We start from the raw sequence: 15703 nt of genomic DNA, 5'->3' as shown, positions 1-15703 counted from the left end.
ACCATGACTTCGACTTACGTTAAGGACGCAGCCGAAGCCGTCACCGAGCCGTCGCGGCCGGGCCCCGCCAACCGGCGTCCGCTCGCCCGGCGCGTCACCGACTGGCTGACGGCCGTCTCCTTCACCCTGCCCGCCCTCCTCCTGTTCGGCGCGCTCGTGCTCGCCCCGATCCTGTACGCCCTCTACGTCAGCCTCTTCAACTGGGGCGGATTCGGCTCCCCTTCCAACTACACGGGACTGGACAACTACAGCCGCCTGGCCAAGGACCCGGTCTTCCTCGGCGACCTGTGGCGCGGCCTTCTCCTCGTCGGCTTCTCGCTGCTCGTGCAACTGCCCTTCGCGCTCGCCATGGCGGTCCTGCTCAACCAGAAGCTGCGCGGCCGGGCCGTCTACCGGATGCTGTTCTTCGCCCCGTACGTCCTGTCCGAGGTGATCACCGGCGTCCTGTTCTCCATGATCTTCGCGCCGGACGCCGGGCTCGCCGACAAGGCACTCGGCGCAGTCGGCCTCGACGGGCTGGGCGGACTGTGGTTCGCCGACCAGTCCACGGTCATGCCGACCCTGTTCCTCGTAATGACCTGGAAGTACTTCGGCTTCCACATGATGCTCTACCTGGCGGGCCTCCAAGGCATCCCCGCCGAACTGCACGAGGCCGCCCGCATCGACGGCGCCGGCGCCTGGCAGCGCTTCCGCTACATCACCCTGCCCCTGCTGGGACCGACCGTCCGCATCAGCGCGTTCCTGTCCGTCATCGGCGCCATCCAGCTGTTCGACCTGGTGTGGGTGATCTCGCAGGGCGGCCCCGACCACGCCTCCGAGACAATGGCCATCACCTTGTTCCAGTTCGGGTTCAAGCGCTACGAGATCGGCTACGCCAGCGCGATCAGCATCGCGCTGTTCCTCATCAGCCTCGTCTTCGCCCTCGCCTACCAGCGCTTCGTGCTGCGCCGGGACACCGAAGGAGCCCTCACGAACATGCGAGCCACCCGATGACCGCGCCCGGCGTGCCCGGCCGCCGCCGCTTCGGCACGGCGCCCCTGTACGTGATCGTGTGGCTGGTCGGCATCGGCATGGTGACACCGCTGCTGTACGCCCTGGTATCCGGCTTCAAGTCCACCGACCAGCTCTCCAGCAACCCCTTCGGCCTGCCCTCGCCCTGGGTGACCTCCAACTACACGGACATCCTCGCCTCAGGCCCCTTCTGGCGGATGCTCGGCGCCTCCACCCTGGTCGCCGTCGGGACGACCCTCCTTACGGTGGGGGCGGCGGCCCTCGCCGCGTTCTCCCTGGCCCGCTTCGCCTACCGCGGGCGGGAGGTGCTCTTCACGCTCTTCACGATGGGGCTGATGTTCCCCTTCGCCGTGGCGATCCTGCCGCTGTTCATCCTGCTGCGCACCTTCGGACTCCTCGACAACCCGTGGGGCGTGATCCTGCCGCAGGCCGCGTTCGGGCTGCCCATCACCATCGTCATCCTGCGCGGCTTCTTCCGCCAGATCCCCGGCGAACTGGAGGAGGCAGCCACCCTCGACGGGTGCTCGCCGTTCGGCTTCTTCTGGCGGATCCTGCTGCCGATGGCGCGCCCGGCGCTCGGCACCGTCTCCGTGCTCGCCGTGGTCAGCAGCTGGAACAACTTCCTGCTGCCGCTGCTCGTGTTCAGCAACGAGACCTGGTGGACCATCCCCGTCGGCGTCCAGCAGTTCCAGGGCCAGTACGCCACCGACATCGCCCGCGTCTTCGCCTACCTCGTCCTGGCCATGGTGCCCGCACTCGCCTTCTACGCCGTCGCCGAACGGCAGCTGGTCGGCGGCATCACGGTGGGCGCGACCAAGGGCTGACACCACGACCACGGGCTGACACCGCACCGCCGGGCCCCGCCACCACCGCCCGCCCACACCGCACTTGAGGAGTTCCATGGTCAAGCCCTGGCAGGACACCACCCTGCCCGCAAAGGTCCGGGCGGCAGACCTGCTCGCCCGGATGACCACCGAGGAGAAGACGGCCCAGCTGTCCAGCGTGTGGCTGGGGGCCGACATCGACACCGACAGCGCCGCCGTCGCGCCGGGGCAGCACACGCACGTCGCCGAGAGCGCGGCCCTCGACGCCCTGCTGCCGCACGGCCTGGGCCATCTGACCCGGCCCTTCGGCACCGTCCCCCTCGAACCCGCGGCGGGCGCGGCACGCCTCGCCGACCTGCAGCACCGGATCCGTTCCGCGAACCGCTTCGCTCTGCCCGCACTCGCCCACGAGGAGTGCCTGACCGGCTTCGCCGCCTGGCAGGCCACGATCTTCCCGACGCCGCTCGCCTGGGGCGCCACCTTCGACCCGGCCCTGATCACCGAGATGGCCCAGTCCATCGGCACATCGATGCGCACGGTCGGCATCCACCAGGGCCTCGCCCCCGTCCTCGACGTCCTCCGCGACCCCCGCTGGGGCCGCACCGAGGAGTCCATCGGCGAGGACCCCTACCTGGTCGGCACCATCGGCAGCGCCTACGTACGCGGCCTGGAGGCCGCAGGGATCGTCGCCACCCTCAAGCACTTCGCCGGGTACTCGGCCTCGCGCGGCGCCCGCAACCACGCGCCCGCCCCCATCGGACCGCGCGAACTCGCGGACATCTTCCTGCCCCCGTTCGAGATGGCGCTGCGCGAAGGCGGCGCCCGCTCCGTGATGGCCTCCTACAACGACATCGACGGACTTCCCGGACACGCCCACACCGGCCTGCTCACCCACCTCCTGCGCGACACATGGCAGTTCACCGGCACGGTCGTCGCCGACTACTTCGGCATCGCGTTCCTGGAGTCCGCCCACCAGGTCGCCGCGACGGAGGGGGACGCCGCGCGGATCGCTCTCGCGGCCGGCGTCGACGTGGAACTGCCCGCCGCGCGCTGCCTGCCCGTGGCCGACCGCCTTCCCGAGGACCTGCTCGACCGCGCCGCATTGCGCGTCCTCACGCAAAAGTGCGAGCTGGGCCTGCTCGACCGAGACTGGGAGCCGGTCATGGGAGCCACGGGGCCTACTGGATCCACGGGAGACGCCGAAGATGCGCTCGTCGACCTGAACCCCCCTCAGATGCGGGATCTGGCACGGGCTGTGGCGCAGGAGTCGGTTGTCCTGCTCGCCAACGACGCGGGGCTGCTGCCGCTGGCTGCCGCCGGGCTGCGCATCGCCCTGGCCGGCCCCCTCGCCCACGAACAGGCCGCCATGCTCGGCTGTTACACGTTCCCGCGGCACGTCGGCGTCAACCACCCGGGCCTTCCCGCAGGCGTCGACGTCCCCACGCTCGCCCAGGCGCTGCGCGCCGAACTGCCCGGCGCGCTCTTCGTCGACGACCCGGCGCAGGCCGACATCTGCCTCGCCGTGGTCGGCGACCGCTCGGGCCTCTTCGGGCGCGGCTCGTCCGGCGAGGGATGCGACACCGAGGACCTCAACCTTCCCTACGGGCAGGGCGCGTTGCTGGACGAGGTGTTCGACACCGGGACACCGGCCGTCGTCGTCGTCCTCAGCGGGCGGCCCTACGCACTCGGCCGCTGGGCCGACCGGGCCGCCGCCGTCGTCCAGGCCTTCTTCCCCGGGCAGGAGGGCGGGGCCGCCGTCGCCGGAGTCCTGTCGGGACGGGTCGAGCCCTCAGGGCGCCTTCCCGTCGGGGTGCCGCGCGGCCCCGGCGGCCAGCCCGCCCCCTATCTCGCGCCGCCGCTCGGCCGCCGCGGCGACGCCAGCAGCGTGGACCCCACCGCCCTCTACCCGTTCGGGCACGGCCTGTCCTACACCACGTTCACCTGGGACGCCCCGCAGTGCGCCACCCCCGAACTGGCCACCGACGGCGAGATCACCCTGCGCCTCACCGTCCGCAACACCGGTGAGCGAGCCGGCACCGAGGTGGTCCAGCTCTACCTCCACGACCCGGTCGGCACTGTGGCACGCCCCGAGGTCCGGCTCGTCGGGTACGCCCGCGTCCCGCTCGATGCCGGGGCGTCCGCCGAGGTCCACGCCACGTTCCCGGCGGACCTCGCCGCGTACACCGGAGCCGACGGCCGCCGCGTCGTGGAACCCGGCGCCCTCGAACTACGCGTCTGCGCATCCAGCGAACGCGTCCACCACACCGTGCCGCTCACCCTGACGGGTACGGAACGCGAGGTCGGGCACAAGCGGCGGATGCGGTGCGAGATACGCGTCAAGTAACGCGCAAAGACAGCACGGCGCACGCACAACCATTCTTCGCCCCGCATGAGTTGAGGTGTAGCACCATGCGCACACTTGCTCCGCGCACCCCTGCCCGTACCCGCAGCAGAGCCGCCGCCTGCGCGTCGGCGGCGGCCCTGCTGCTCGGCGCAAGCCCACCTACGAGGCGATCGCACACGCGCTCGCGACCGCGAAGAGGGGCAGATTGACGGTGCCGGTGACGGTGGTGCGCGGGCGCAGAACGCGCACCACCGTCCCGCTGTCTCGTCGAGCCGGGGCTGCCGGCGCCCCGCCCGCCGCAGGGCCCTGTTTCCGTCACATCACGCGGAGTTGACCGAGAACTCTTGACACGTTCGTCCCTCGCCCACACGATGCCCCCCATACCCACCCAGGGGCTTCGGACGCCTGTGGGGGCCGCTTCTGATTGGGAGCGCTCCCATGATTCTCCGGCGCCAACGGTTTACGTCCTCGGGCCCGGAGCCACCGCCGCCCGGCGGCGTCGCACCTCGCACTGCCACAGCGCGCCGCACGCGCACGTTCAGATCGATGCGCGTGCGCTGCGTCCCCCGACAGGAAGAGGTTCCCCATGTTCAGATACCGACGTGCCCTGCTCGCGCTGCTGCTCGCCTTCCCGCTCGCGCTGGCAGCCCCCGGACTCGCCCACGCCGACAGTCCGGTGGCGATGACCAGCGGGTTCTACGTCGACCCCCACTCTGCCCCCGCGACGTGGGCCGCCGCCAACCCCAGTGACGGCCGCGCCGCCGCGATCAGGGACAACATCGCGGCCAAACCGATGGCCCGCTGGTTCGGTAGCTGGAGCGGCACCATCGGCACGGCCACGGGTGCGTTCGTCGGCGCGGCCGATGCCGTGGACAAGCTGCCGGTCCTGGTCGCCTACAACATCCCCAACCGCGATATCTGCGGCGGGCACTCGGGCGGCGGAGCGGGCTCGGCAGACGCGTACAGGACGTGGATCGCCGCCTTCGCCAGCGGCATCGGCAGCCGTCCGGCCGTCGTCGTCCTGGAGCCGGACGCCCTGGGAGACACCAGCTGCATGACAGCCGCGCAGATCGCCGAGCGCAACGGTCTGCTCAACAACGCCATCGACCAGTTCAACCAGAAGGCCCCCAACACCTGGGTCTACCTGGACGCCGGCAACCCGGCCTGGCTGGCGGCCCCCACGATGGCGCAGCACCTCGCCGACGCGGGAGTGCGCAAGGCCCACGGCTTCTCGCTGAACGTCTCGAACTACCTGACCACCGGCGAGAACACCGCGTACGGCAACGCGATCAACGCGAAGCTGAGTTCGTCCTACGGTTACACCAAGCCCTACGCCATCGACACCAGCCGCAACGGATACGGCTCCAACGGCGCATGGTGCAACCCGGCAGGCCGCAGGCTCGGCACCCCGACCCAGCTCGGCGGGGGAGCCGAAATGCTGCTGTGGGTCAAGACGCCCGGTGAATCCGACGGCAACTGCGGTGTGGGCGCCGGATCGGTGGCCGGCCAGTTCCTTCCCGAGGTCGCCTACAAGATGATCTACGGCTACTGACATCCACATCCCCGCCCGGGCTGCCACCCCTTGAGCGCCCGTGGCCGTGCCCGTCGATGCATCCCCCTCCCCGTCTCGGCCCCATCCTCATCTCTGCCCCGCCCGTTCCTGTCCCCGTCCGCCCCGACCAGGAGGACACACATGAGATCCGCTATCCGGCCCGTCAGACGCATGGCCCTGTTCGTCTCGGCCGCCCTGATGGCCTGCGCGGCTGCCCCGGCCGCACAGGCGCAAGGGGCACCATCCGAACAGGCACAACCGGTCGAACAGGCACAACACAAGGTCATCACCCCGACCACGCGCTTCTACGTCGACCCGCACAGCAAGGCCGCCGAGCAGGCGGTGACCGACCTGCGCAAGGGGGACCGGGCCAACGCCCTGAACATGGCCAAGCTGGCCGCCCAGCCGCAGGCCGAGTGGTTCACCGAAGGCACGCCCGCCGAGGTCAGGAGAGAGGTGCGCAAGCTCGTCCAGGTCGCCGCGGTCACCCGGCGTGTGCCGGTCCTCGTCGCCTACAACATCCCCGGCCGCGACTGCAGCCTCTACTCCGGCGGTGGAGCCGCCTCCTCGGCCGCATACCGTCAGTGGATCGACGCCTTCGCCGACGGCATCGGCAACCGCAAGGCCGCCGTCGTCCTGGAGCCCGACGGCCTTGCGGCCCTTCCCAAGGACTGCGCCGGCGACATCGACCCCACCGGCGAACTCACCGCCCACCGCATGGCGGACCTCGCCTACGCCGTGCGCACCCTGAAAAGCGGGCCGAACACCGCTGTCTATCTCGACGCGGGCAACAGCCAGTGGAAGTCGGTCGGTGACATCACGCAGCGCCTCCTGGATGCCGGCCTCGAGCAGAGCGACGGCTTTGCCCTCAACGTGTCCAACTACCAGCCCACCGACCAGACTTCGCGCTACGGAACCTGGATAGCCAAGTGCGCGTGGTACGCCACCAAGGGACCGGAGTCGGACCGCGGCCACGCCGACTGGTGCGCCAGTCAGTACTACTCCCCCGCCGCGCCCAACGACGGCGGCCCGGGCAACTCCGTCTCCCCTACCGACCCATCGACCTGGCACTGGACCGACGCCTGGTTCGACCAGAACACGGGCGGCGCGTCCACCGATGAACTGGCCCGCTTCGTGGTGGACACCAGCCGCAACGGGCTTGGCGCCTGGACGCCGCCCCCGGGCAAGTACACCGGCGACCCGGAGACATGGTGCAACCCACCCGGCCGCGGCATGGGACCTCGCCCCACCGCCAGTACCAAGGTCCCGCTCGTCGACGCCTACCTGTACGTGAAGACCATCGGCGAATCCGACGGCAGCTGCACACGCAACACCGGCGGCACCATCGATCCCGAGTACGGCATCGTCGACCCGGCCGCCGGCGTCTGGTGGCCCGACCAGGCCCACACCCTCGCCCGCAACGCCGCACCCGGTCTGCAATTCCCCCGGTAACTCCCGACAACCCGCGCGCCGGGGAAATCATCCGTGGTGTCGAGGAGGTGCCCCGCAAGAACCGCGGCCTGGGCAGCCAGAGCTGTAGGCACGCGAGGGTGATCATGGCTTCGTTGTGGCGAGCCCGTGTGTCGTAGCGGGTGGCCAGGGTCTTGTTGTGCTTCAGCTTGTTGAAGCAGCGCTCGACGACGTTGCGGCGCCGGTAGGCGTTGCGGTCGAGTCGGCAGAGGGTGTTGCCTCGGCGAATGCGGCCGTTGATCTGGTCGATCCGCGTCGGGATGGCGGCTTTGATCCCGCACCTGCGCAGGTAGGAGCGGATCTTCGTGGATGAGGAACCCTTGTCGGCGACGACCCGGTCGGGACGGCGTCTGGGGCGGCTGAACTGGCCGTCGCGTCTCCTGCTGCCGTCAGGCGCCTTGCGCGGGTGCGGCTCCCAGGGCCCGGATCGCGAGATCGATCGTGGTGGTGAGGCGCTCCAGTTCGTGGCCTGCGCGCTCCCGTACCCGTAGGCCGAGCACCGTCGTGAACAGCAATTCCACGGCGTCGTCGATATCGAGATCGGTGGACAGCTCGCCTCGCTCCCGCCCCTCGGCCAGCGCCGCATGCAGGGCCTGCCGGGTGACCGTGAACGCAGCCTCGGTCCGCTCCTGGACCTGGGCGTCAGTGGTGCCGAGTTCGGTGGCGGTGTTGACCACGAAGCAGCCGCGACCGGACTCGCCATCGGTCGGGCAGGTCACCAGCCACAGCATCCATTCCCGCAGCACCTCACGAACCGGGCGGTCACTCGCGTCCAGACGCTGGCGGGCCTGTGTCGACTCGGTGACCCGGTAGTGGTCGAGCGTGCGCAGGAAGAGCGTGTGCTTGTCCGTGAATGTCCGGTACAGGCTGCTGGGCGTGAGCTTCAGCTCGTCGCCCAGGTCACGCACCGACGTGGCGTGGTAGCCGCGCCGCCAGAACAGCTCGGTCGCCGAGGTGACCGCGTTCTTCTCGTCGAACTGTCGAGGGCGTGCCATGAGTTCACCTTACCCATCTTGTGGAGCGTTCGCTCCCATACTAGGGTCCCCAATTCGGGAGCGATCGCTCCCGAATTGTTGGAGGAGGATCCGTTGACGACCGCAGAACAGACCCCCACACAGACGCAGGAACCAGGGACCCCGGACAGGAGTCGCTGGATGGCGGTTTCCGCGGTGGCTCTGGGCACCTTCTTGTTGGTGACCGCCGAGCAACTACCGATCGGTCTGCTGACCTCTGTGGGGTCCGCGCTGTCGGTCTCCGAAGGGACGGCAGGACTGATGGTGACGGTGCCCAGCATCGTCGCCGGGTTCGCGGCACCGCTGGTCCCGATGATCGTCGGGTCGCTGGACCGCCGCATCCTGCTGCTCGGACTGATGGCCCTGATGACCGTCGCGAACCTGGGCTCCGCCCTGGCGCCGAACTTCGCGGTGCTCGTGGGATCCCGGGTGCTGGTCGGCATCGCGATCGGCGGCTTCTGGGCAGTAGCCGCCGGCCTGGCGGTCCGGCTCGTCGTCCCCGCGGACGTGCCTCGCGCCACCGCAGTCATCTTCGGCGGCGTCGGAGCCGCGAACGTGTTCGGTGTCCCGCTCGGCACCCTGATCGGTGACCTGACCGGCTGGCGCATCGCCTTCTCCGTGCTCAGCGCCCTGACACTCGTAACCCTGATCGCCCTGCTTGCGGTACTGCCGAGTCTGGTCGCCTCCCAAGCCCTCCGGCCCAAGCTGCTGATGGAGCAGCTGCGCAACCCGGGAGTGCGCGTCGGCATCATCGCGACGGCGCTCCTCGTGTTCGGACACTTCGCCGCTTACACGTTCGTGAGCCCGGCACTGCAGAAGCTGTCGGGGATCGACGAGCGCCATGTCGGGCCGCTGCTGTTCGGGTTCGGCGCGGCCGGCATGATCGGCAACTTCGTCGCCGGTGCGGCGCTCTCCCGCCGCGTGCACCGCAGCGTGCTGACCATCGCCCTAGCCATGACGGCCGCGATGCCCCTCTTCCTGCTACTGGGCCAGACCGCGATCAGCGGCGCCATCCTGCTGATCGTCTGGGGTCTGTCCTTCGGCGGCGTGTCCGTGGCCCTCCAGACCTGGATGATCAAGGCCGCTCCGCAGGCTGTGGAAGCCGCCTCCTCGCTATGGGTGGCGGTGTTCAACCTGGCCATCGGTTTCGGCGCGCTGGCCGGCGGCATCATCGTCGACACGCTCACGCTCCAAGGCGCGCTCTGGCTCGGTGGCGCCTGCGCCTTGCTCGGAGCCCTGGCGATCTGGACCGCCCGCAACAACGACGCCGTGCGCTGACCGAGATCCACTCGGGCCGGCAGGGCACCGGAGAGGGACTTCCAGTGCCCTGCCAGCCCGCACTTCCAAAATCAACATCTCAAGCAGGCCCTAGATGCCATTCCACGGTGCCTACTGCGCCGGACGGTGGGAGCCGGCGTGGTGGTTGGTGAGCAGAGCGGCGAATCCGTCGAGGTGGCGGGCCAGGCCGTACTCGAACAGGAGGTCCAGGTCGGGTGCGGTGTCGTCCGAGAAGGTGGCCAGGAGCGGGAATCTGCCGCTGTCGAGGAGTTCCCGGCGGCGGGAGCGCTGGCTGTCGGACCAGCGGTTCAGTGTCATGCCGGTGTTCCGCTCGGCCCGGGCCTCGTCGGCCTTGGACAGTGCGATGGTGATGACGAATGCGTGGAGGGTGAGAGTTTCCTGCAGTCGCACCTCCATGGGGAGGTCGAGTCCGTCCAGGGCGCGCAGCGTCCATTCGGTGTGGTCCATCATGTTGGGCACCAGGGCGGGGCGCGTGAACGACACGACGCGGGGCAGCCAGAGGTGACGCCGGCACAGCCGCCATTGCTGACGGGCGACGAGTTCGAGTTTGGCCCGCCATCCCTGCGGGCCGTCCTCGGGCAGGCTGAGGTCGCCGAACACCAGGTCGGCCATCTCTGTCAGCAGCTCGTCCTTGCCCGCCACGAATCGGTACAGAGACATCGGGCCGAGGTCGAGACTGGCTGCGAGCCGGCGCATCGTCAGGGTGTGCAGCCCGCCGGTGTCCGCCAGTTCGACAGCGGTCCGCAGGATGCGCAGCCGTAGCTCCTGGTCGGGCGTCTCGCCTTTGCGGGTGGTGGAAGCGGCGCCGTCCGCCGCGGGCGCCCTGCGGCGGCCCGGTTGCGCGCTGACCACCGTGCCGGAGCCGACGCGCGCCTCCACGATCCCCTCTTCCCGCAGCACGGCCGTCACCTTGGTCGCGGTCGCGATCGCGACGCCCCACCGCTGCGCGATGGCCCGGATGGAGGGCACCCGGTCCCCCGGGCGCAGTTCGCCGCTGTCGATCCGCGAGCGGATCTCTGCGGCGATTACCCGGTAGGGCGGCTCGGCGTTCTGCGCTGGTGGCACGTGCTCCTCCGCTGGCTGGGAGTTCCAGCATGCCAGACATATTGAACTAGTTCACTTCGGATGGCGCACTAGTTCACTTACACCCACATCGGCTTCTCTACTGGCCTTTTACGCCGATACGTTGGATGCGCAGTGACCATTTGAACGACGTATGGACGAACGGAAGAACCAATGGAGAATCGGGACATCCTCGTGTCCGGTGGCGGCATCGCGGGGGCGGCCCTGGCGTACTGGCTGCGCCGGTACGGGTTCAGGCCCACGGTGGTGGAACGCTCGCCGGCCCCGCGCACAGGCGGCCACGCCGTCGACATCCGCGGCACCGCGCGGCAGGTGATCGAGCGCATGGGTCTCGTGGACGAGGTCCGCAAGGCTCGTATCCCTGCCCGCGGCATGGCCTTCATCAACGAAAAGGGCAAGCACACGGCCAGCCTGGGAATGGACGTCTTCGGGCCGTCCGGAGGGCCCGTCGCGGAGTGGGCGCTGTTGCGCACCGACCTGGCCCGGATTCTCTACGACGCGATCCGCGATGACGTCGAGTACGTCTTCGATGACGCGATCACCCGCGTGAAGCAGGACGCCGACGGTGTCGGTGTCACCTTCGGCAAGGCCGAGAACCGGCGATTCGACCTGCTCGTTGGCGCCGACGGCGTGCATTCGGGCGTGCGCAGGCTGGCCTTCGGGCCCGCCGAACGCTTCGTACGCGACCTGAACTCCTTCATCGCTCTCTACTCGGTCAAAACCGATGTCGACCTCGACGGCTGGCAGTTGATGTTCACCGTGCCAGGCCGCGCCGGCCGTCCCGGCCGTCCCGGCCGGACGGCGGCGCTGCGCCCGCTGGCCGCACCGGGCAGGGCGCTTGCCGCCTTCTTCTTCCGCGAAGACGGGGGCGGCTTCGACCGCCGGGACACCGCTGCGCAAAAGCAGGTCGTGGTCCGGCACTTCGAGGATGCCGGCTGGGAAGTGCCCGGTTTCCTGCCCAAGATCTGGGACGCGCCCGACTTCTATTTCGACCGCGTCGAGCAGGTACACCTCGACACCTGGTCGGACAACCGGACGGTGCTCCTGGGCGACGCCGCCTACTGCGCCTCGCCCATGTCCGGCATCGGCACCAGCCTCGCCCTGGTCGGTGCCTACATGCTGGCCGGCGAACTCTCCAAGGCCGACGGCGACCACCGGACGGCCCTCGCCGCCTATGAAAGGGGCATGCGCCAATTCGTCGACCGTGCGCAGGAGTTCGCCCGGACATCCGGCGACGGCGGCCTCATGCCCGGCTCACACGCGCAGATGTGGCTGCGCAACCAGTCGGTGCGGGCCCTGCCCCTGCTGCCCAGACGCATCGTCGGCCGGGGCCTGGAAAAGGTGGCCGACACCGTCGTGCTCGACGACTACACCAGCCACGCACATCACTGAATCCTCCCCAAGGAGAACACTCATGAGCATCAGCACCTTTCTGTGGGTCGACGGCCAGGCCGAAGCCCTCGCCGCCCACTACACCGCCCTGATCCCCAACTCCGTGATCCGCGACACCCAGCGGGACCCGGAAGGCCGCGTCACCACCGTCGACTTCACCCTGGACGGACAGCAGTACACCGCCTACAACGGCGGACCGCAGTACCCCCTCACACCCGCTGTCTCCCTCTACACGGAGTGCGAGAACCAAGCGGCTCTCGATGCCCTCTGGGCGGACCTCACCGACGGAGGCAAGGAGGGGCCCGGCGGCTCGCTTGTCGACCGCTTCGGAATGACCTGGCAGGTCATGCCCTCATGTCTGCGCGAACTCCTGCGCACCGCCGATCCGGCAACCGCCGAACGCGTCCTCAATGCCCTGCACGCCATGACCAAGATCGACATCCAGGGCCTGGTCGACGCCCACGCCCGGGCATGACACCTCCGCAGAAAGCGCGCGCCATGAACTCCACTCCCCCCACCACCACCCGCACCCTCCGCTCCGCGCACTCCCCGCCAGGGACCCGCCGCGTACGCGCCGCCTGGACCCTGGCGCTGCTGACGACGCTGTGCGCAGAACTGACCTTCACCGCCGTGGCGGTGCCCAGCACGTGGATCGCCCTGCCCCTGCTGCTGGTGATGTACGGCGCCGGCGTTCTGCTCATACGCGAGGCGGTGGTCCGCTTCGGTGGCGGATGGCCGAGCCTGGTGGCACTGGGTATGGCCTACCAGCTGGCCGAAGACGGCCTCGGCCTCCAGGCCCTGAACAGCCCGGACATGTACGACGCCGCCGACTGGGGCCTGCGCGCCCACGGCATCAACTGGACCTACTGGGAATCCCAGATCGGCATCCACGTCGTACTCAGCGTGCTGCTCCCTGTCATGATCGCCAATCTGCTCTACCCCCATCTGCGCGACCGGCCCTACCTGCGGGGCGGCGGCCTCGCCGTCACCAGCGTGATGGCAGTCATCGGCATACTCGGCCTGCGCCTTGGCATCTCGGGCACCGAAGACCCTGGCTACCGAACCCCGATGGGCTGGACCGCCACTTACCTCGTCGCGATCGCGCTGCTGGCCTGGTTTGCCCTGCGCGTCCTGCCCCGGCACTGTCCACGGGAGGTGATCCACCCCAGCCGGAAGGCGCCACGTCCCCTGGTGGTCGGGGTCATTTCCGTCTATCTGACGATGGCGTTCCTGACCACGCTGCTGCCGCTCGGCCTCGAGGGGGACCTGCTTTTGGGCGACGCCATGTCGAAGCCGTTCATGCTGATCGCTGCGGCCATGACCGCGCTCCCGTTCGCCTGGCTCGCCGCACGCTGGCGCACAGCAGGCAACTGGACCAACAGCCACCGGCTGTGGCTGATCGGCGGGACCCTGGTCTCCCACACCGTGTTCATGATGCTCGGCTCCCTTACCGGCGCCCTCATCGGCCTGCTCACCCTCGGCCTGGAAGTACTGGCCCTCCGAGCTCTGGGGCGCCACCTCCAACGGGTCGAAGCCCTGCCCGCATAGATTCCGGCGCGGCGGGACTGCGGCACGGCCGCCGGATCAGACCGCAGGGAGCCAGCTCCCCCTGCACCCGGCGGGCCTGACTCCTGCGCCCCTCTCCCCCGACACCTTCGGCGCCGCAGTCCCCGCCACGGGCACCGTTGCCTCCCGGGCCGCCAGCCTGCTCCGCGCTATGCCGCAGCCCTCGCCACGGGAATCGACAGGATTTCCGCGGGAAGGCAATGCAGAGCCGATCGAAACCGCCCCCCCATCACGCAGGAGTGCCTCATGCTCGAGATCAAACGCGAACGCGTCTTCGGACGCACCTACCAAATCCTGTCGGAGGGCAAGCCGGTCGCACAGTGGTCCGGGCACGCCTGGAAGTCCGGCGGGCACGTGGAGCTGGCCGGTAGGAACTTCGAGTTGCGGTCCTCGCGCTGGGGCCGTTCCTTCGAGATGCACGAAGGAACGTCAGGGGGGCCGATCCGGGTCGAGGCGCGCCGATCCGGCCGGCGGTGGAACATCATCGACGCGGAAGGAGAGTACGAGCTGATGCGTCCCTCGGCATTTCGCGGCAAGCGACAACTGGTCCGGGACGGCAGCGTCGTCGGCGAGTTCCGGCCCGGCCGGTTCGGCAGCGGGCTCACCGCTGAATTCACCGGCGTACCGCTTCCCGTCCAGGTCTTCGCGGGCCTGGTCGTCATCTCGCTGCAGCAGCGCCAGGCCACGGCCGCCGCGGCTTCCAGCGGCTGACGGGAAACCGGTCGGCGGTACATGCCCCCGCCTGAGCGCGATCGCTCCCCGGCGGTGACCCCACATGGGGCCGGCACAGGTCATCGGGGCTCGTGCCGGCCTCACTTGGCTCTGCCGTTGACGTTCAGCAGCGCATGCATCTTGTGGAGGTCTTCACGCATCTGCTGAGAAAGTTCTCGCTGTCGTCGTGCCCCGTCTCGATGATGTTCCCGCCGAAGTCAGGCGATCGACGAGGGCCGCGCGTCGCCACAGCCCTCGGCATGGACCCCGGAGGCTGCATGCTCACCGGCGATCTCCAGGAATCACAGACCTCCCCGGCCAGCAATCAGCCCCGGCCCAAGAGAGCCCGGGTCTCAAAGTCGATCTGCTGAGCCTCTCCGGTAGGTACGACCACCACGGGGACGCGTGCGCCGGGCGCGCTGACGATCTCTGGCCGTTCGGCGACCACAGGTCGCAGGCCGCCCGTGAGGCCGAACACTGAAAGCCCGGCACATACCTCTTCACGAACCTCAGGCTGGTCCTCACCGATCTCACCGGTGAAGACCAGGGCATCCAGACGGCTCAAGGATGCGGCCATCCCGGCGATGCCGCGGCGGCAGTGGTGGGTGAAGACATCAAGGGCGAGTGCAGCGCGCTCGTCGCCCGCCGCCCGGCTGCGGACCAGGTCGCGCGTGTCGTGCGACGTGCCGGAGAGGGCGAGAAGCCCGGACTTGCGGTTCAGCGCGTCTTCGATCTCGTCCGCCGACAGATTCTTCCGATTCAGCAGCCAGGTCAACGCCCCGGGGTCGACGCTGCCGCTGCGACGACTCATCACCAAGCCCTCCAACGGCGTAAAGCCCATCGTCGTGTCAACACTCCGCCCCTCGCGCACCGCGCAGGCGGAGCAGCCGCCACCAAGGTGCACCATCACCAAATGCAGCTGCTCCGCGCGCCGGCCGAGGAGTTCAGCGGTGCGGGCCAGCGCCCAGGCATAGGACAGACCATGGAAGCCGTAGCGGCGCAGCCCATACCCCTCGCGCCAGCTGGCAGGTACGGCGTACTCCCGTGCGGCAGCCGGTAGGCCGGAGTGGAATACCGTGTCGAAGCAGACCACGTGCGGAACTTCGGGCAGCAGTTCCCTAGCCGCGTCCAAAACGGTCAACGCTTGCGGGACATGCAATGGCGCGAGGTCTGCCACCCGATCCAAGCGCACACGCACTTCATCATCGAGCAGGGTGTGGCTGCCCATCTCCGAGCCGCCGTGGACAATGCGGTGACCCACGGCTGCAGGAGCCGGTCCTTCCCTCAGCAATTGCCGCAGCGAACCGACTGCGCTTTCGCCGGGAGGGGATTCACTGTGATGTTCTTGGAGGACCTCGCCGCCGTCCCCGAAAACCGTCAGGCGCAAACTCGATGACCCCGCGTCCGTCACCAGTACCGGGCTGGTTCCTGTTCGCAT

At 69.3% G+C, this 15703-nt stretch carries 13 protein-coding genes and 1 pseudogene; 10 read left to right on the top strand and 4 right to left on the bottom strand.

Annotation, left to right across the window (positions count from 1 at the left end; genetic code table 11):
• The first annotated feature begins 3 nt into the window (after positions 1–3).
• From ABZ906_RS39075 to ABZ906_RS39055, 5 genes are all read left to right on the top strand, one after another.
• Positions 4–993 carry a sugar ABC transporter permease gene (locus tag ABZ906_RS39075; RefSeq protein ID WP_361191600.1) on the top strand — a complete coding sequence of 330 codons (990 nt, stop codon included), beginning with the start codon at positions 4–6 and terminating at the stop codon, positions 991–993.
• Positions 990–1835 (top strand): carbohydrate ABC transporter permease, encoded by an 846-nt coding sequence (locus tag ABZ906_RS39070; protein WP_361390880.1) that lies wholly within the window; start codon positions 990–992, stop codon positions 1833–1835. Before ABZ906_RS39075 ends, ABZ906_RS39070 begins: the two co-directional genes overlap by 4 nt.
• Positions 1836–1911: 76 nt before the next feature.
• Complete coding sequence (locus ABZ906_RS39065) at positions 1912–4179, top strand: glycoside hydrolase family 3 N-terminal domain-containing protein (RefSeq protein WP_361390878.1); 2268 nt, start codon at positions 1912–1914, stop codon at positions 4177–4179.
• 586 nt (positions 4180–4765) lie between these two features.
• Positions 4766–5731 (top strand): glycoside hydrolase family 6 protein, encoded by a 966-nt coding sequence (locus tag ABZ906_RS39060; RefSeq protein ID WP_361191608.1) that lies wholly within the window; start codon positions 4766–4768, stop codon positions 5729–5731.
• 141 nt (positions 5732–5872) lie between these two features.
• Positions 5873–7183 (top strand): glycoside hydrolase family 6 protein, encoded by a 1311-nt coding sequence (locus ABZ906_RS39055; RefSeq protein WP_361390876.1) that lies wholly within the window; start codon positions 5873–5875, stop codon positions 7181–7183.
• Between the two features lie 70 nt (positions 7184–7253).
• Here ABZ906_RS39055 and ABZ906_RS39050 read toward each other — a convergent pair.
• Positions 7254–7559, bottom strand: a pseudogene (locus ABZ906_RS39050) (transposase); the annotation flags it as partial.
• Between the two features lie 31 nt (positions 7560–7590).
• Positions 7591–8196 (bottom strand): TetR/AcrR family transcriptional regulator, encoded by a 606-nt coding sequence (locus ABZ906_RS39045; protein ID WP_361390874.1) that lies wholly within the window; start codon positions 8194–8196, stop codon positions 7591–7593.
• A gap of 159 nt (positions 8197–8355) precedes the next feature.
• On the opposite strand from ABZ906_RS39045, the gene ABZ906_RS39040 reads away from it, so the two are divergent.
• Complete coding sequence (locus ABZ906_RS39040; RefSeq protein WP_361390872.1) at positions 8356–9492, top strand: MFS transporter; 1137 nt, start codon at positions 8356–8358, stop codon at positions 9490–9492.
• A 111-nt stretch (positions 9493–9603) separates the two neighbouring features.
• Here the strand turns inward: ABZ906_RS39040 and ABZ906_RS39035 are convergent, their stop codons facing one another.
• Positions 9604–10578: a TetR/AcrR family transcriptional regulator C-terminal domain-containing protein gene (locus ABZ906_RS39035; protein WP_361390870.1), complete on the bottom strand. Its 975-nt coding sequence runs from the start codon at positions 10576–10578 to the stop codon at positions 9604–9606.
• Between the two features lie 171 nt (positions 10579–10749).
• Here ABZ906_RS39035 and ABZ906_RS39030 point away from each other — a divergent pair, with 171 nt between their 5' ends.
• From ABZ906_RS39030 to ABZ906_RS39015, 4 genes are all read left to right on the top strand, one after another.
• Positions 10750–11988, top strand: a complete 1239-nt coding sequence (locus ABZ906_RS39030) for an FAD-dependent monooxygenase (protein ID WP_361390868.1) — start codon at positions 10750–10752, stop codon at positions 11986–11988.
• Between the two features lie 22 nt (positions 11989–12010).
• Complete coding sequence (locus ABZ906_RS39025; RefSeq protein WP_361390866.1) at positions 12011–12463, top strand: VOC family protein; 453 nt, start codon at positions 12011–12013, stop codon at positions 12461–12463.
• Between the two features lie 23 nt (positions 12464–12486).
• Positions 12487–13536, top strand: coding sequence for a hypothetical protein (locus ABZ906_RS39020; protein ID WP_361390864.1), 1050 nt, complete (start codon positions 12487–12489; stop codon positions 13534–13536).
• A gap of 264 nt (positions 13537–13800) precedes the next feature.
• Positions 13801–14265, top strand: coding sequence for a hypothetical protein (locus ABZ906_RS39015; RefSeq protein WP_361390862.1), 465 nt, complete (start codon positions 13801–13803; stop codon positions 14263–14265).
• A 325-nt stretch (positions 14266–14590) separates the two neighbouring features.
• Here ABZ906_RS39015 and ABZ906_RS39010 read toward each other — a convergent pair whose 3' ends face one another.
• Positions 14591–15703, bottom strand: coding sequence for an acetate/propionate family kinase (locus ABZ906_RS39010; RefSeq protein WP_361390860.1), 1113 nt, complete (start codon positions 15701–15703; stop codon positions 14591–14593).

It is taken from the genome of Streptomyces sp. NPDC046925, assembly GCF_040644915.1.
GTDB lineage: Bacteria > Actinomycetota > Actinomycetes > Streptomycetales > Streptomycetaceae > Streptomyces.
This window is presented reverse-complemented; position numbering and strand designations above follow the sequence as displayed.